This window comes from Nostoc sp. (assembly GCF_036917355.1).
In the GTDB taxonomy this organism is placed as follows: domain Bacteria; phylum Cyanobacteriota; class Cyanobacteriia; order Cyanobacteriales; family Nostocaceae; genus Nostoc.
In genome coordinates this window covers 1-17,122 of record NZ_JBALDP010000015.1, presented here as the reverse complement: position 1 = coordinate 17,122, position 17,122 = coordinate 1, and the positions used below count along the sequence as shown (strand labels likewise).

Below are 17,122 nucleotides of genomic sequence, written 5' to 3'. Positions count from 1 at the left end.
GATATTAGTCACCCTTGAGAGAAAGCAATTTTTATTTCAATCTTAATGATGGATTTAACAGCCAATCTTTATACCAAGTTGCTAATTCCATGCTGAAGCAAAACTAAAGCTCCCCTTCTAACTGTTGGGCTACCAGTTTGGCAAATAACCCTGATTGGACAATCAATTCCGAAAAATTACCTACCTGTACGACATGACCAGCGTCAATAACATAGATGCGATCGGCATTACGAATCGTGCTCAGGCGATGGGCAATTACCACTCTGGTAGCATTTAACTTAGCTAAACTTTCAGTCACAATTGCCTGAGTGCGGTTATCCAAAGCACTGGTTGCCTCATCCATCAAGATAATTTTAGGCTTGGAAACAAGCGATCGCGCAATCAATAATCTTTGCCGTTGTCCACCGGAAAGATTACTACCACCCTCAGCGACGATCGTATGCATCCCCATTGGCATTTGCTTGATATCATCAGCAAAACCTGCCATTTGTGCGGCTGACCATGCTTCTTCTAGAGAAACTAAAGCCCCAGCGGTGATATTATTAAAAACCGATCCTGTGCCGATTTTCCCATTTTGCAGTACCACTCCTAACTGTCTTCGCACAGCCTGGAGTTCCATATCTGCTAAGTCTTTGCCATCATAATAGATGCTACCTGTCAATGGAGTTTCAAAGCCCAATAACAACCGCAATATCGTTGATTTTCCACTTCCAGAAGACCCAACGATCGCAACAAATTCCCCTGGTTCAGCATGGAGGCTGACATCATTGAGAATTAAGCTGCCATTTTCTGAGTAGCGAAAGCTGACACGATTTAGGGCAATGCGACCGCTTAATTGACTGGGGTTAACCTTGGTTGAGTCATATTCAGGCTGCGATCGCCAAATCGGTTTTGCTCGTTCCCATATTGGTACAATACTCCAAATTTCCGATACAGTATTGCTCAGGTCAATTACTCCTTTGATAAAAATCGCCAAAGCATAGTTAAAAGCAACGAATGTACCCAGTGTCAGGCGTGTCTGCATTAACAGCATGGCAAACCCAAACAGCAGTATAGAACTTACCAAAGGGAGTGCTTCGTTAAATATAGAAATACCATCTTTAATCTCTTGCCAACTCGCCTTCAGTCGGATTTGCTGGCTGTACTTTTTTGCCCAAGCTGCAAATGCGCGTTCTTCTGCCATTGTCACTCGCAGTTTGGCAACACCGTTGATTAGTTGTACCGTGAGTCCCTGAATTACACCATTGAGTTCTTGCTCTTTTTTCGATTTCTTCACCAACAGGAAACTTGCAATAATCGTAACCACAGCGGCAAATATTGCTAAACCCACGCCCACAAGCGCTAGTTGCCAACTGTAAATAAACATTAGCACCAAGTTGAATAAGGCAAAAACTCCACTCAACAAAGTCCGTTGGGTAGCACCACTGAGTTTTTGATGAATTTCCCTCACCGCCATAACGCGGTTGACTAAATCTCCAGAAGTATATTGACGAAAAAAGCTAGGACTTAATCTGAGTAACCGATCCCAAATGGCTGGCTGCAATATGCTATCAGTGGCGCTTTCCACTCGTAGGGTAATAATGCTTTGGGCAATTTGAAAAGCTAACTGTCCAAAGGCGACTGCAAACATGACCAATCCGATCTGCCACAGTAAAGCGCGATCGCTATCAGGAATGGCATGATTGATTAAAATTGCTGTTGCTTGTGGTGCAACCATTCCCAATATTGTGCCCAGTAGTCCTACCACTAAAATACTGGCGATGTCTTTTTCATAACCCTTGACCCCAAACCGCAGTAGGTCGATGGCGGTGAGCGCAATTTGGGGTAATGGTCGATACAGAACGTAAGCTAAAGGTGACAGTGTTTTTGCTACTGATTCATTTACAGGTGTCCGAGTCCGCGCTACGGGGTCAAAGATCGCATAATCCCGATTAGCTGTAGGTAACAACGCCACTGGGCGCTTTTCCAACTGAGTATAAGCTAACATCGCCCCTTGGTCTTGACGCCACCAGCCATCAGCTAAAGTTATACGGCGGATACGAATTTGTGATGCTTGTGCGATCGTAGCTACAGGGTCTTTAATAGAATTCAAATCCTCTGCTGGTGGACGAATCTCTATTCCCAGCGATCGCCCAACTGCCCCAAATGCTATCAATAAGGGTGGCCCTTCCTGAGAAAAAACCGCCTCTTGCTGCGGCTGCAATACTGTTGCTAAATCAGAGAGGGCCCCCTCTATTACTTGCTGATTAAATTGTTCGCGTTCCTGAAACTGCCGAAATTCTGCTTCTGTTTCTTTGTTTGCCAGCAAACTGAAGTAGTGAAAGAAATATATATGCAAACTGGCTAAACCTGCTAGAAGTTCCTCGAAATTTTCTAAATCTGTCGTTGTTAACACTTGTCCAATAACCGTGTCTTCTGCCTCTAGCCACATATCACTCGTGAGTGGAAACGCTGGTGAGGTAGAATTCAACGTTAATTCCTCGACTCCCATCCAGTGAGTATTGCCTTGCTGCAACTTCACCCATAGGAGTGTTTGTTGTCTTCCCTGTAGCGTTTCACCAGACGATAATGAAAAATCCTGCCCTAATGTTTGCACAAGATTTAATGGCGTTGTCAAAGTTGTTTGCTGGGCACTAAGAGATTGTCCTAAATGATTTACCCAACCTTCTAAAAGTTCTATGGCTTGAGAGTCAGCCGCCGCAATTCCCTTAACCAAATCAACCATTGACATCTGGCATAATTGGGTAGGTTCAATTGCGATCGCTACAAAATTCCATTGGCTTTGTGCTATTACTTCCGGTAACAAGACTTCACCAGCGTTGACATGAAACAGATAGCGGCGATGCTCCTTTAGTAAGCTGTTTTTAACTCTAGTTGCAAACACCGCTAATGTTCCAGACTGCACTATCCAGAATGTTTCTGAGCCATTCAACAGTACTGGTTCGTTTGCTTGGAGGGAGTACAGTTTAGAAGAAGGATTCACCTGTGGGCTACTCATTACTCAACTATGCCTCTGCCGCGTGAAGTAAGCGAAGATAAGTTCCGCCTTGCTGCCATAATTCCTCATGGGTGCCACGCTGCACGATTTTACCTTGCTCTAGCACAATAATTTCATCACAATCGCGGATTGTGCTGAGGCGGTGGGCTACTACAATACACGAACAACCACGCTGTTGCAAGTTACGGTTAATAATCAACTCCGTTTCTGCATCTAGGGCGCTGGTTGCTTCATCCAGTACTAAGACTGTGGGATTTCTCACCAAAGCGCGGGCAATTTCTAAACGCTGGCGTTGTCCACCACTAATATTCATACCGCCTTCAATCAACTCAAAGTCATATTTCCCAGGCATAGATGCGATCGCATCATGAACCGCTGCATCTTGGCAAGCCTGCACCAAATCAACTTCTGGTACAGTTGAATCCCAAAGAGTGATGTTTTCTCGCACAGTGCCGGCAAATAAAAAGATATCTTGTTCAACCATTGCCAACCAGTTAGCAAGGATAGAGCGTTTAATTTGCGATCGCTCTACACCATCAAAGCAGATTTCCCCATCCCAAGGTTGATATAACCCACAAATTAATTTAGCAACTGTGGATTTCCCAGAACCACTCCCCCCCACAAGCGCTATTCTTTGCCCTGGCTTGACAGTCAAACTCAAATTCTCAATCAACGGAGGTTCTACACGACTGTACCCAAAGGTGACATTCCGTAACTCAACATTACCCTGTAATTGCCACATTGGGCATGGGGCATTGGGCATGGGGCATTGGGCATGGGGAATACTTGTAATCAGTTCCCCTCTGCTCCTCTGCTCCTCTGCTCCCTTGCCTCCCTCCACTTCCAAATCAACGGGGTTTTGCAATACATCATCAAGGCGGTTTAAATCAGCTTCTAAATCTTGGAGTGTACTGCCGAAATTAACGAGGCTATTAACTGGTTCTAAGAAGCTCAGTGTTAAACTTTGGTAGGCAACGAGCATTCCAATACTAAGATTGCCATTCATTACTTGTAAACCACCAACCAGCAAAATAGAAGCTGTGGTTAGGGCTGTCAAAATTGTGGGTAATGTGGTGAGAATTTGAGTTTGTAAGCCTAATTGTTGCTGGGCGTTCATGGCTTTAGCGTAATAACCCGCAAACCGAGCAAATAAATCTGACTCCAGCCCAGAAGCTTTGATGGTTTCTATGGTTTGGATGCCGCTAACCGTTACTCCGCCCACTTTGCCATATTCCTGAGCTAGGCGCATATTTGCATCTACACGAGTTTGCGATAAAAATAAGAGGGCGAGAATGTTGATTAAAGCAAAACCAACTGCGATCGCACTCAGTAATTGGTCATACTGAATCATAATCAGCAGGTAAAAGACCATCATCACCGCGTCAATTACTGTAGTTGCCAAAGGCCCTGAGAGTACTTCTGCCACCCGGTCATTCAGTTGCACCCGGCTACTGATTTCCCCAGCAAACCGTTGATCGTAAAACCCAATAGGCAATCGCAGAATATGCCAGAGAAATAATCCTGATGTGCTGACTGATAACTTAACCATTAATCGCCGCAGGTAGGTAAGCCGCAGTCTGGCAAGGAATGCCCGTAATAAAGTAGTTAACAGCATTCCTAACAGCAAAGGTCGTAACCAATCTTGCCGATCTTGGATTAAAATCTCATCGATAAATACCTGAGAAAAGGCTGGCACAGCTAACCGAGGCAATGTTAGCAATAACCCAGCTAGCAAGCAAAATAAGATAGTAACTCGTGAGTTTTGTAAGCGGCTACTTAAGGCTGAGGCAATGTGATTTTTTTTGCCTCCCTTCTGAAAGTCCGCTCCTGGTTCCATTGTCAGCACAACACCCGTGTATGCGCGATCGAACTCTTCCCAACTCACTGTTCTGCGACCATTGGCAGGATCGTTGAGGTAGACGCGTTTTTTGCTATATCCTTCTACCACGAGAAAATGGTTAAAATTCCAAAAGGCAATGTAGGGAAGACGGGTAGCTGTCACCTTTTCTAGAGACAGTTTTAAACCTTTAGTATTGAGTCCATATTTTTTAGCAGCTTTGAGGATATTAAAAGCTTTACTCCCATCCCGCGAGACACCGCATTCTTCACGCAGTTTAGCTAGTGGCACAACCCGCCCGTAATAGCTCAGAATTATTCCTAAAGCAGCCGCGCCACATTCGACCGCTTCCATTTGCAAAAGTGTAGAAGTGCGGACACGATTTGGTTTAAATTTTGGGATTGGGAATGGGGCATTGGGCATGGGGCATTGGGGAGTTAAAACTTGAAAGTTGAGCTTCTGAGGGTGAAAGTTGAGCTTCTGAGGGTGAAAGTTGAGCTTCTGAGGGTGAAAGTTGAGCTTCTGAGGGTGAAAGTTGAGCTTCTGAGGGTGAAAGTTGAGCTTCTGAGGGTGAACGTTGAGCTTCTGAGGGTGAACGTTGAGCTTCTGAGGGTGAACGTTGAGCCTCTGAGGGTGGAAGTTGAGCTTCTGAGGGTGGAAGTTGAGCTTCTGAGGGTGGAAGTTGAGCTTCTGAGGGTGAACCTTCAAGTTTTAACCCCAATGCCCAAATTAACGGGATGTGCAACTTATCTTTAGAACCCCTCTCCAAACCTCTCTCCCTGTGGGAGAGAGGCTTTGATTCTTGCTCCCCAACGCTAGTCGGGAAGGGGTTGGGGGTTAGGTCTGAGAGAAAGTTGCACACGGCGTAAATTAATAAATCCCCGTCCAAGAGCGCAGCATAGGAATAATATAAGAAATCGGTGCTTTTTCTCCAACTTTCACTTGAACTGATGTAGTTGTGCCAGAAGATATTTTTAAGGCTGGGCCATTAGAGGATGACCATTTGTAGCCACTGATTGATGTAGGGTTTTCTTGAAGTTGGACAAAAGCTTGCACCTTGCCTTCACCTTTACCTGCAAGACTAGCGGCAATTTCTTTGTTACCAACGATCGCTGTAATATCTTGTGTACTTACCGGAAATGAAGAAATATCTGCAACGGTTCCGACAATGCCACCTTCGCGTTCGCGTTTGGCAAAGCTGGGAGTCACTTGTACGGACATCCCCGGCTTGATTTGCTTACCATCTTTATTAGCAAAGTAAACAAGACTCATAAGTTTTGAATTTGGCTGTTCAGCCTCAATTGACCCTAAGCGACTACCCGGATTCATCATTTGTCCGGGGACAGCACTCAGTTCGAGAATGTGACCATTATATTTGCTAATAATTCTACTTTCTTGAGATAATTGCAGTTCTAACTGGGCAATTCGCCGCTTTACTTCCCGAATTTTATTTGTTTTATCAATTGATTGCTTTAAGTCTTGTTCGCGTAGTTTAGTATTTTGAGTATTAATATCTTTAATTTTGGTTTTAATTTCGTCAATTCTATTCAGATTTTCCAGATATTCTCGTTGCGTCGTGGTTTCTTGGATTTCCAGATCCTTGAGTTGCACGTCAATATCTGACAGTTCGCTTTGAGTATTAAAATATTCTTGTTCGGCTTGCACCAGCATATCTTGGCTGATGACGTGCTGCTGAAAAAGGTGACGACGATTATCAACCCGCCCTTTGAGAGTTTTTAGTAAGTAATTAATTTGTTGTTTGCGGGAATTAATGCTTTGGCGTTTTTGAGCGATCGCTTTCAATGTTTGATCGCGTAACTTTGGCGCATCTTGCTCTCGATGCAGATTATTTTCCAAATCCATTCTCTGCTGTCCAAGAGTAATGATTTGTTGGTCAATCAGCAGCTTTTGTAGCCTGTCAGTTTCTTGATTCTGGGTTTGCAATTGTTGCAACTTTACTTGCTCTTGTTGCAACTGCTGTTTCAAAACTGATTGGTCGATTATCCCTAGTACATCACCTTGTTTAATAATATCCCCCGGCTTCACCTTGAGAGTTAGTAACGGGCCAGAACTGGGTGCTTGAAATTCCACAACATGGTGCGGTTTAATCAAGATACCTTGACCTGTGACTGTGAGCGGAATTCTGCCGAACACACTCCAAATAACAGCTACAGCAATCACAAAACTCATGGTAGATAAAGTCAACCAAGCTTGAGGCTTGACTACATTTATCGCTTGATCCAGTTGTTCTGGTGAAGATAAGCGCTCTAGTGCTTCTTGACGGAAGATGTGGCTGTGTTTTAGTTGCATTGTTCTCTTTCTGGCTGACAGCACCTAGAACCTTAAGACTTCTAGACTTTTAAGATTAAAGTGCGATCGGGGAGAACTAGGGGAGAAATAAGGAAAGCGATCGCTCCTTTTTACGATCGCGGTCATTGTCTAAACCGTGATTGAAGATTAACTCTATCTCTGACTGCGTTAGAAAGAAGGCGCTGGTGTTGAGGCAATTGAAACTTTTTACCGAAAGTCTACCAGAAACGTGGGTCAAGGTTTACGCTCTGGTTGACTTGCCTAGAAATTGCAATCAGCACTTTGTTTGATATAACAATATAAAAATTTTATTAAATATCTGAGTTAACTGCTTAACTGTCTTAACTGTCCTTGCATTTCCATTAGGAAAGTAAGAATATATTTGTGTGAATAAACAGTATTTTTACTGCCTATGTGTAAATCAAAGTGTAGCAGTAGATACTAAATATTCATTTGCTTTCCTAAAACCTCAAATCTAAATAAAGAAGACTTGTACAATGAAGAAAATCATAATTGCCTTATTAATCATACTCAGCTTAAGCCTATCAGTAGGTCAGCGCCCAGCTGTAGCTGCAACTAATGACTGCTTGAAAACGCTAAATACTGGTTCAGCTACTACCATCCCAGTTTTTTACGAAGATCAGGCTGCTTTCTACGGCTGGTCAGGAGGTGTGATTACTAATGATATGTACTACAACGCCTGCGGTAAAACTGTAACTGCTAAAATTAACTATGCTGACTGGGATAAGCTTCGGAAAGAAGGAAAGCTAGATGGTATCCGATATATATACAAAACGCCCAAAGAATCTCAAATTGGCATTAGGAAGGTTGTAGGAACTGAACCCACCAATATAAAACCTGAAGATTTCTACAACTAAGGAAGACTCATGCGGTGATTCACATGGGAGCAAAAGACCGGGTATATACTCGGTCTTTTGTTTTTGTAAAGAACCCTTTTTACCTGATAAATTCTCAAACACAATCACGTTAAATTATGAGTTTTTGCAAACTCGATAATGCCGAGCATTACTTGAGGTGAAATTTTCAGATTGGACATCTTGCAAAAGTAACTTTTGCAAGATAGTGGGGAAAGGTTAAAGGGTAAGGGGTAAGGGAAAATTCCATACCTTTACCCCTTAAGCTTTTCCCCACTTCTGTAAGAAGTCTATTGATGTTAGCAGACTTCTGGTAAAGTCCCTTACAAAAACTCTTGGATAACTTTTGCTTTGCGATCTTTATCTTTATGCTACATTTAATTTTTTATTAAGCTCCTCCTTAATTGCTTGGTAAAACTTATAATAATCATCATTTTCATAATCTGTATTGTCCTTCTTGATATCTGTTATATCCGCTTCAAGTTCTTTCAATTCTGCCTTCAAATCTGCCTTTTGCTCCACCCATAAATCTACATATTCTTTTGCATCTTCTTTTAGTATTTTTTCTTCTTCTTCTGGAGTTAACGTCTTTGTCGGTAGCAAACTATCCAAACTTATCTCAGATATATCAATGTCTATAAATTGGCTTATGAGTATTGGTGTATCTTGAGCGTAAGCGGGCATGGGTGTAGATAAAGTTACACCTAAGAAGAATGCTATTGTCAAGACTAATGAGAATGCTGTGGATAGAAACTTTTTCATCTTAGTTTTCCTTAATCCTAGAAGAGAAGTATGACTTATCTGTGTGTAGATTACAAAATTATTAAGTAAATTAGCACGAATGAGAAAAAGGACACAAGGACAGTTAAGACAGTTAAGACATTTAAGCTAGATTTAATTAATAATTAATAATTGATTTCAAGTATATATTGTCTTCCACAGAGCAATAATTTAACTATTGACATTTAAATTTTTACCAACGCGAATATTAATCAGATATTGCTTCTTGAACGTGCGATCGCGCTCCGGCTGGTTGAAGTACTGCGCGTTGCGGTAACTTCCGAATTCAACTTACAACAACACAACCCTAGCTCGTGAAAGTCGAAAGTCAGGAGTTGGAAGTTAGCGATTGCTCAATTGCGATCGCGTTTCAGTCAACGACAACTCGGTTGGGGGTCAAAGCTAGCTAATGTCAAAGAAGGGGCTAGTTCTGACCCTATTAGCTTACCCTAATAGGGTGTGGTCAAAAGCTATTTTTGGGTACAACAACAAGCTCAATCCCATAACAATATTGAAGGCAAGCCATTGTTCGCCAGACGCAACAACTGATAACCAATTCCAGATATACCGGGTAAAAAGCCAGGATTAAATACAGAATTGGGTAAGTTGGGGAACAGTTGATAAGCTCCAGTTCGCTTGGCTCTAGCCACAACATTTGTTACATTCTGGTGAGCAATTTGATGCCAATCAGGACGGGAACAGATTTTTGCACCGACTAACAGCACTTCCGCCCGACCGAAGTTGCCACAACACAAGTGATCGATCGCTTGTAAGCCAAAATTCTGAGTAGTTTGGAGAGCAATTTCAATTTCTTGTTGAATTTCTGGTGTTTCCACAATTCTCAAACTGCCTAAGCGTCCCAAACCAATGCCGGCTGCACCATGACACCACTTATTTGCAAAGTCAGGTTGTCCTGGTTGTCCCATTCTGCGGAAGTCTGGCCAGTTGGCAGTAGATTCGCAAAAGACGCTACGCTCATACTCAATTCCTGCTAAACCTGCTTCTAAGTACTTGCCCTCTGAGGTAGCGGCATAAAGTCTGAGCAAGGCATAGGAAATGCCTGCAGCTCCATGAGAGAAGCCAGTTAAGGGCTTATCCCAATAAGTATGCCAAGCTTTGGGCGCACCGTTGTAGCTAACTTGACGGTTGATTAAATGTTGTCCACAGGCGATCGCTTTTTCTAAAACGGTTGCTTCTCCTGTGGCTTGATGCAGGGATAATAACCCTAAAATTGCTCCTGCTGCTCCACTCATAATATCCAAGTGTTCGTCGGCAGCAATTAGTTCTGGTGTCATCAAATCGGCTAATATTTGAGCGTCTGGCAACAGCGTTGCATCGTTGAGAAATTGACTAATTTTCACCAGGCTATAGATCGTTGACCCTAAACCGGTTGCACCCCCAACACCCATGAAACGAGCCATGCGTTCCCAAGTTTCGCGATCGATGGTGTGGATTTGGCGACGCAGAGATTGCACTGTTCTCAATGCTAGATCGCGGTAACGGGAATCACCAGTTACTTGACTCAGTGCAGCTAAAAACAAAGCAACTCCAGAGCGTCCGTCACTAAGACAATTATTTAATACTTGCAGTTGATATCGTTCGGCGCGAGGCACAAAGTCTAAGCCAATCCAGTTAACGCTGCCATCAGGATCAGAAATGGCTCTGGTTTCTAGTTGAGTGGCGATTTCCTTGGCTTCGGCAATTAATTCTTCCGAATTCAGCAACGGTAACGATTCGCCTTGCCATTGCCCACCTTGGCGGCTGGAGGTGGTTGCAATCTTGGCATCGAAGGAGCCTTGAATAATCGCTACTTGTCGAGCTAAGTCGGTTTCATCTAGAGATTGCAACTGGTTGAGCAGGTCTTGGTAACTGGATTGTTTGAAGTAGTTGGGAATGGAAGAAGAACCGTTTAAACTCAGTTCATCAACCACCGCGCTAGCCGTGAAGAAGGGAATATCCAATTGTTCCATCGCTCGGAGTTCTGCGCTCAAAACAGGAAAGGCGTTCGGTCTATTTTGAGCAACTAGAAAAGCACGACTGAGAACATCGAGTTGAATACTGTAATCTACGCCGTGTTTGAGGTAATCGGGTGCTAAAGCTTTTTGGAGGATGATGCCATAGATACGGGTGTTGCGGAAGATAAAGCGCACCTGCTGATTTTGCATAGCAGATAGCAAACTTTGGCGTGAAATTAAGAAATCTTTGTGCGCCATCAAAAAGTGATACATCTGCTCAAACCCAGTGGTGATTTGGAGTTGATAATCGTTTGGAGACAGAACAACTTCACCTAAAAACGGCACATTTTTCCCAATCGGCAAGGTTACAGGCTCAGACAACAGATGCATATTATCTGTATTAATGTTCTGCCAGCGCGGCACTTTGCGGGGAGATAATCGGGGATCTGTGCTGCCTAGCCCGCTAATATCATAAGCGACACTGCGATCGCCACTAAAATCCCAACGCGGTAAAAGTCCGGTGCGGAGTACGGAATCCCAAAATTGTCGTGTGGCGGTTGTTTCCAAATCTTGTGTAAGCGGTGAGTCTTCAATAAGATTCGGTTCGTGGTGCAGTAGCGTTTCCATGTCAATCAGCACCAGATGTTCGCCATTGGCAATTAAGTTTTCGTAATGGCAATCTGTTCCCCGCAAAGCGTAAAGCACGCACAACAACATCCCAGAACGCTGATAGAATCGTTTTGCAGCTGCTTCATCAACACAAGGTAACTGTTCAACATGTTCCACCCAACCGTAACCGTTGCGCTCCAGCACCTGAATGACTTTAAAATCTAAAAGATTGCTGTGTTGATTACACCAATCCAAAAATTGGTTAAAGATAACCTCTAGTCCTAAATCTTTGGGTTTATAAACAAGTTTAAGTCCAGACTCAAAGGTGAGCGAAATCACCGTTCGTCCGCTTTTGTGTGCATCGGAAATGGATGTTTGAATTTCGGCAACTTTGTTTTGAGAAAATGGGGCAATTTTTTCATCAAAAGTTCGTTGAATATCTGTCCTATCTGCAACTAAACGTTCGAGAAATTCAGCAGTGAACTCAACCCAAAAATTGACTGCTGTTGCCACTAACCGACCGAGAACTGGATACTTCTGGAAGAAGGTCAGCATTCCATCTTCTAGGAGTTGATTGACGAACTTGGTGTAATGAGTGTTATTATTTTCTGTCTCCAGCCCTAGTAAGCCGAGCAAGCTTTGACCAAAGGGACGCACCTGAGAAAATTCAAAATCTAATGTCTTAGTGCAAATTCCTGCAAATCGTTTCAGTAGACCACGTTCTAAAGAACTGTAAGCGTCATGCGAAAGAATCGATAAGGGAAGACAATCTTGGGTGAATTGACTGTCGCAGCGAGTCAGTAATTGCTGTCTGGCTACCAAGATAGCAGGCAAAAGGATATCTTCAAAGGCGATCGGATTTTGTGAATCGATTGGTAGAAATACTTCGGTTGCAGAATTAAATCCTGTAGCGGTTTGGATGATTTGCTGCAAGGTTTCTGCCCACTCAGGCAAAGGTCGATCGGCAAGCAATTCAATGGTTCCAAATTTGCAACTAACAGTATCGAGGTCTAGCCCTTCCCACTGTAAGCGTTTGTACAACGTATCCAATTTACCTTCTGCTGCAACTTCACACCAGCGATGTCTACGACGGTTAATTTCTTGTTCGTTGACTCGATCGACATTAATTGCAAATCTGCTTTCATCAAGACGTTCCCAGAGAAAGCTAGCATTGGCAGCAATCGCTCTTAAATCGTCTGATGTTTTCTGTTGGGATAAGCGAACAACTTGTTGAACCATAGCTGGATTTCTCATGATGGAGTTCAAAGGTAAGTATCAATTCTGGTTTACGTTTTAATAATTGGCATTAAGAACAATACCGTTCGTCTCAAATAAGTTTTAAATTAAGTACTAATTAGGTAGGCATAATTAAAATAACTTGTAATTCTGAATTGAATTAGTTGGGGTACAAGTCTCCAACAGATAAAGACCAAAAACTTGACTATTTGGTGGATTATAGGACTCATATATTATGATTTTTGAACAATATTTAAGATAAAACTGTTTTTTCAGTCTCAGTATGTTGTCAAAAATCTCGTCGGAGTCCTATATTTCACCAAAAATTACGAATTACGAGAGATAGCAGTGTCCGCCACCACAGCCGGCTGTGTGACATAGTTTGGGCGCACTATCAGCCATTGCACCGCCACTAACACTGAGTAATTCTTCTTCGCTCAGTTCGTTGGAATCCACAAAGGTCAGTTCTGCCAGCATTTGAGCTACGCTTTCGGCTGTGAAAATATAACCTTTTTCTGCACTGGCAATTAGCAACAGTTTGATGGCTTCTGTTTGGGTAACTGCTGCTTGTATATTCTCGCGTAGTTGGCTATTTTGGAGTAGGCTTTGAATTTGTGACAACATAATTGTATTTTCTCCGAGTTGGTGATAGTAATTGTTAATGAAATTCCCTCTTTCTCTTGATTAAAAAAGTAAAGAGGGAACTGTTATGCAGTATCTATTTCTGCATTGAACCTCGGTACCAAGTATGGAAATTATCCAAATTAAAATATTGGAACAGTTGGATCTAAAAAGCTCTTTTAGAAAAACAACATGACCTTGGAGGCTACAATGCCAGAGAAAAAGAGAAGCTACATACATTTTTTAGCAGTGTCCGCCACCACAGCCTTCTGTATGACATAGCTTAGGTGCACTATCAGCCATCATCCCACCACTAACACTGAGTAATTCTTCTTCGCTCAGTTCGTTGGAATCCACAAAGGTTAATTCTGCCAGCATTTGAGAAATGGCTTCAACTGTAAAGTTATAACCTTTCTCTGCACTCGCGATCGCTATCACTTTGATAGTTTCTGCTTGGTTAGCTGCTGCTTGTACTTGCTGTTGTAATTGTGCGTTTTGCAGCAATTCTTTAATTTGGTGTAGCATAGGTTTGTTCTCCATTTTTATTGACTTATTTATACGGCAGAGATTGCACGCTTGTTTGGGGCGTGTTCTCTGCTTTTCTGATTTGAATTTAGAAATAAATAGGGGAGAACTAGGGGAAATAGTTACGATTGCGGAAAAATTTTTCAGCACAAATTAATTCGGAAATGACATCGATATCCATCGAAATGCGCGATGTATTTCTGCCTCACAATTGATTGTCCAGAGTTTTACTAGACTTCTTGCAAAAGTCGGGGTAAAGGGGAAGGTGGGGTTCCCTCTGGGGATAAGGGGGGAAAAGGGTAAAAAAACTCAAAATCCTTTCCCTTTAACCTTTACCCTTTTCCCTAAGAGTGCAAAAATATATTTTTGCAAGAGGTCTACTGTAGATCCTCCCGTTTGGAGTCAATGAATGCATCCCTTGCTATAGATCCATCCAAATCAGTGTTGTAACTGATCCGTTGCGGTCTGCCGATCTGGATATTGTTTGCTTCAAAAGCTAGCCGCACCCTTAAACGGAACTCTCGCCCCACATACCATTGTTCCATCGGTGCCGTTTTAATCCAGACGCGGACTAACATACCTGTGTGGGAGAGGTCATCAATGCCTAGCACTTCAGGCAATTCTGGTAAGCGATCGCGCCATTCTGGTTCGTTATACAATTGCTGGGATACTTGCCTAAGAATCTCTAAAACATACTTCGGGTCGTTTTCATAGGCCACCACAATAGAAAAGTCTACCCGCGACCAAAGGCGGGTTAAGTTGTTGACATCAGTGATATTGCTATTAGGAATGGTAATTAACTTACCTTCGCCATTGCGTAGTTGAGTCACGCGTAGGTTGAGATTTTCCACCAGTCCGCTTTTATTCCCAATCTCAATCACATCTCCTACAGCAAATTGATCCTCCATCAAAATTAAGCACCCATTGACCAAATCTTTCATCAAACTTTGGGAACCAAGGGAAATTGCAATACCGATGACAGCACCCCCTGCCAAAATTGAACTAGTGGGTACATTAAAAATGTCTAGAGTTCGCAAGATACCGAAGGTAATGAAAACAAAGGTGATTAATCCTTTTAGTGCCCCGGAAACTGTTGCAGATCGCAGGGCAATCCGTTGAGTTTCACTCAAAGGGAGAGAGGGATGGGTTGTCCAGACATCGGTGATGTAGTCAATTAAGCTTTTGCCAATACGAATGACAACACTGATGAAAAACCAAATAATCAGCAGCGCCAAGGGACGGGCTAAAGCGTCACTCCACCATTTCATCAGGTAGGGGACGCGAGACATGATTACCACAATCCCGATGTACCATACAAGAATAAACGCCCAAAACAGTAGCAAGGTGAGAAAAGAATAGATCCCCAGTTGGCGTTTGAGAGTGAACTGTCGCTGAATGATTTCTAGAAATTGCGATCGCTGGTGGGCGATGGTGTGTGCCTCTGGTTCGCTGGTGTCGATTGCCTGAATATTGGCCGATGTTTCTGCCTGAGAGCGTTTGACCGCAGCCTGTTTTGCCTCAGCTATATGCTCTTGATAACGAGCTTGCAATATCGTTTGTTTGCGAATTAGAGTTCGCCGCAGGAACCATAACACAACACTGCCCAACACCAAGCCGATGCTGATTTGTAGTGCCTGCCCAACCCGTTGAGACAATACCTTAGGTGAGAAGAGTCGCTCGATGCGTTCCACTTCTGCTTGTAATATTTTTTGCCACTCCTGGGATAATTCCTCCAGTGTTTTCCCATAGTAGTCAGCATCTGGCTCTGTCACTGTCACCAGCCTTAAAGAACGGGTCATTTGATCGTCATTGAGCTGGAGGATTAGGCGGTTATTCAGGGTGGCAACAGAAATTATGGGAGTTTGTTTGGCTTTGTCAGCTCTATCGAGCGCTCGCATCAGCCGTTGCGTAATTTCTTCAGCACGTACTTCCACAGGAAGACTTCCTTCTGGCGGTTCGTCGCGATTAAAAACAGTGGGAGAGACAACCTTAAATAAAAGGTTTTTGTCTAGTGGTGAATTCACGTCGGCAATTTCATATTCACCGAGACGGGTGATGCCTTTAGGCGGTTTGTGCGGATCGTTAGAAGCGGCGGTGGGTGACGAGGGCAATTGACTGTGGGCGATCGCACCCCAGCCAAACACCATTGCGATCGTCACCACAATGATTAGCACAAACCGAATTGTTAGACGCTGCAAGCGATTAAACGAGAGTATAACCATAGAGAACTATTGCCCAACTGAATATCACAACCTAATACTTCCTTGGCACTGCCTGATAAGGATATCAGCGATCGCTTCAATCAAACAAAAGAAAGCATTCAGAAAGAAGTTAAATACATCAAAAAATTTCGGTTTATTACGGCTTTTTGCTTTATATATATTTTCAAACAAATTCAACTAAAATGTGGTTTATCCTACTATTATTATTTAACTTCTTGAAGAAAGCAGAAGGTAAAAAGTAATTACAGGCATTCAAACAAACTGTAATTAAAGACCACTAAACAATTTGATTTAGTACAGGTATTAAAGTAAATTTGGGCAAGGCAAAAAGGCATACATTAAATTTTTTTCCCTTCTGCCCCTGCCTTCTCCCTTGCCCGCAGGGCAGATAATATTTCCAACAATTAGAGTAACTTATGTTGATGTTGCATTTTACCAAGATAAGTAGATTGTCTCAATTAGTGACTTTTGCTGCTTGTGGCATCCTCTTGAGTACAGCTTCCATTACTACGGAAGATTCATCAGTTTTTGCACAACTAAACCCACAACTACTCCTTTGCTGATATCACAAACACGGCAACTCAGAGCAGAGTCAGGGCCGGATGATAAAGGTCGTTGGCGATTCTATAAGCCTAACGATGTCTCAGAGGATGCAATGCAAGCCCAAGGTTGTACTAACGTTGGTGTTGGTGGTGCGAGTGGCGCAAATTGGCGCTGTCCTCGCGAGAGGAGTAGGGTAGAAGCGGATGGTGATTTCCGTAGTCGTGATTCTCGTTACGATGATTCTCGGAATCGCGATTATCGTTACGGAGCCTCTACACGGCAACTCAGAGCAGAGTCAGGGCCAGATAACCGAGGTCGTTGGCGATTCTACAAGCCTGAGAATGTCTCAGACGATGCAATGCAAGCCCAAGGTTGCACAAACATTGGTCTTGGTGGTGCGAGTTGGCGCTGTCCTAGCCAGAAGATTAAGGTAGAAGCGGACAACAGACCTTAAGATTAAGGGTTTAGAATATCTGACTGTCTGATTGGTATATAAAACAAATTTGAAAGCTTGAATCCTAACGGGACTTAGACAAAAATTAAGCCCAAATAAAGCCCAAACTAGCTTTATGAGCAGCAAATACGTCACGGTTGAAGGTCAACCAGTCAAA

Annotated in this window: 12 protein-coding genes; 2 read left to right on the top strand and 10 right to left on the bottom strand. The window is 43.0% G+C overall.

The annotated features are described in order from the left end of the window. Window positions 1–103 precede the first annotated feature (103 nt). From V7K53_RS04000 to V7K53_RS03980, 5 genes are all read right to left on the bottom strand, one after another. Window positions 104–2,998: an NHLP bacteriocin export ABC transporter permease/ATPase subunit gene (locus V7K53_RS04000; RefSeq protein ID WP_335196349.1), complete on the bottom strand. Its 2,895-nt coding sequence runs from the start codon at window positions 2,996–2,998 to the stop codon at window positions 104–106. Between the two features lie 7 nt (window positions 2,999–3,005). Beyond that, window positions 3,006–5,258: an NHLP family bacteriocin export ABC transporter peptidase/permease/ATPase subunit gene (locus V7K53_RS03995; protein WP_442940465.1), complete on the bottom strand. Its 2,253-nt coding sequence runs from the start codon at window positions 5,256–5,258 to the stop codon at window positions 3,006–3,008. Beyond that, window positions 5,224–5,604 (bottom strand): hypothetical protein, encoded by a 381-nt coding sequence (locus tag V7K53_RS03990; RefSeq protein ID WP_335196347.1) that lies wholly within the window; start codon window positions 5,602–5,604, stop codon window positions 5,224–5,226. The genes V7K53_RS03995 and V7K53_RS03990 overlap by 35 nt, the downstream gene beginning before the upstream one ends. 101 nt (window positions 5,605–5,705) lie before the next feature. Next, a complete protein-coding gene (locus V7K53_RS03985) occupies window positions 5,706–7,145 on the bottom strand; it encodes an NHLP bacteriocin system secretion protein (protein WP_335196346.1) in 1,440 nt (479 codons plus the stop codon). A 76-nt stretch (window positions 7,146–7,221) separates the two neighbouring features. After that, entirely contained in the window at window positions 7,222–7,383 is a 162-nt protein-coding gene (locus tag V7K53_RS03980) for a hypothetical protein (protein WP_335196345.1), read from the bottom strand. 259 nt (window positions 7,384–7,642) lie between these two features. Between V7K53_RS03980 and V7K53_RS03975 the strand changes: the two genes are divergently transcribed. Further along, entirely contained in the window at window positions 7,643–8,023 is a 381-nt protein-coding gene (locus V7K53_RS03975; protein ID WP_335196344.1) for a hypothetical protein, read from the top strand. 363 nt (window positions 8,024–8,386) lie between these two features. Here the strand turns inward: V7K53_RS03975 and V7K53_RS03970 are convergent, their stop codons facing one another. The 5 genes from V7K53_RS03970 to V7K53_RS03950 all read right to left on the bottom strand — a co-directional run bounded on the left by V7K53_RS03970 (window position 8,387) and on the right by V7K53_RS03950 (window position 15,968). Further along, window positions 8,387–8,782, bottom strand: coding sequence for a hypothetical protein (locus V7K53_RS03970; protein ID WP_335196343.1), 396 nt, complete (start codon window positions 8,780–8,782; stop codon window positions 8,387–8,389). 512 nt (window positions 8,783–9,294) lie between these two features. Next, the gene (locus V7K53_RS03965) at window positions 9,295–12,603 is read right to left on the bottom strand and encodes a type 2 lanthipeptide synthetase LanM family protein (protein ID WP_335196342.1); all 3,309 of its coding nucleotides are present in this window, start codon (window positions 12,601–12,603) and stop codon (window positions 9,295–9,297) included. A 330-nt stretch (window positions 12,604–12,933) separates the two neighbouring features. Next, window positions 12,934–13,224, bottom strand: a complete 291-nt coding sequence (locus V7K53_RS03960; RefSeq protein ID WP_335196341.1) for a Nif11-like leader peptide family natural product precursor — start codon at window positions 13,222–13,224, stop codon at window positions 12,934–12,936. A 240-nt stretch (window positions 13,225–13,464) separates the two neighbouring features. Further along, the gene (locus V7K53_RS03955) at window positions 13,465–13,746 is read right to left on the bottom strand and encodes a Nif11-like leader peptide family RiPP precursor (protein ID WP_335196340.1); all 282 of its coding nucleotides are present in this window, start codon (window positions 13,744–13,746) and stop codon (window positions 13,465–13,467) included. A 377-nt stretch (window positions 13,747–14,123) separates the two neighbouring features. Next, window positions 14,124–15,968 (bottom strand): mechanosensitive ion channel family protein, encoded by a 1,845-nt coding sequence (locus tag V7K53_RS03950; RefSeq protein WP_335196339.1) that lies wholly within the window; start codon window positions 15,966–15,968, stop codon window positions 14,124–14,126. 556 nt (window positions 15,969–16,524) lie between these two features. Between V7K53_RS03950 and V7K53_RS03945 the strand changes: the two genes are divergently transcribed. After that, complete coding sequence (locus V7K53_RS03945) at window positions 16,525–16,965, top strand: hypothetical protein (RefSeq protein ID WP_335196338.1); 441 nt, start codon at window positions 16,525–16,527, stop codon at window positions 16,963–16,965. Window positions 16,966–17,122 lie beyond the last annotated feature (157 nt).

Coding starts and splice junctions, on each gene's coding strand:
- V7K53_RS03985 (WP_335196346.1), bottom strand. CDS start 7,145: ATGCAACTAAAACACAGCCACATCTTCCGTCAAGAAGCACTAGAGCGC.
- V7K53_RS04000 (WP_335196349.1), bottom strand. CDS start 2,998: ATGAGTAGCCCACAGGTGAATCCTTCTTCTAAACTGTACTCCCTCCAA.
- V7K53_RS03995 (WP_442940465.1), bottom strand. CDS start 5,258: ATGCCCAATGCCCCATTCCCAATCCCAAAATTTAAACCAAATCGTGTC.
- V7K53_RS03965 (WP_335196342.1), bottom strand. CDS start 12,603: ATGGTTCAACAAGTTGTTCGCTTATCCCAACAGAAAACATCAGACGAT.
- V7K53_RS03955 (WP_335196340.1), bottom strand. CDS start 13,746: ATGCTACACCAAATTAAAGAATTGCTGCAAAACGCACAATTACAACAG.
- V7K53_RS03975 (WP_335196344.1), top strand. CDS start 7,643: ATGAAGAAAATCATAATTGCCTTATTAATCATACTCAGCTTAAGCCTA.
- V7K53_RS03960 (WP_335196341.1), bottom strand. CDS start 13,224: ATGTTGTCACAAATTCAAAGCCTACTCCAAAATAGCCAACTACGCGAG.
- V7K53_RS03970 (WP_335196343.1), bottom strand. CDS start 8,782: ATGAAAAAGTTTCTATCCACAGCATTCTCATTAGTCTTGACAATAGCA.
- V7K53_RS03950 (WP_335196339.1), bottom strand. CDS start 15,968: ATGGTTATACTCTCGTTTAATCGCTTGCAGCGTCTAACAATTCGGTTT.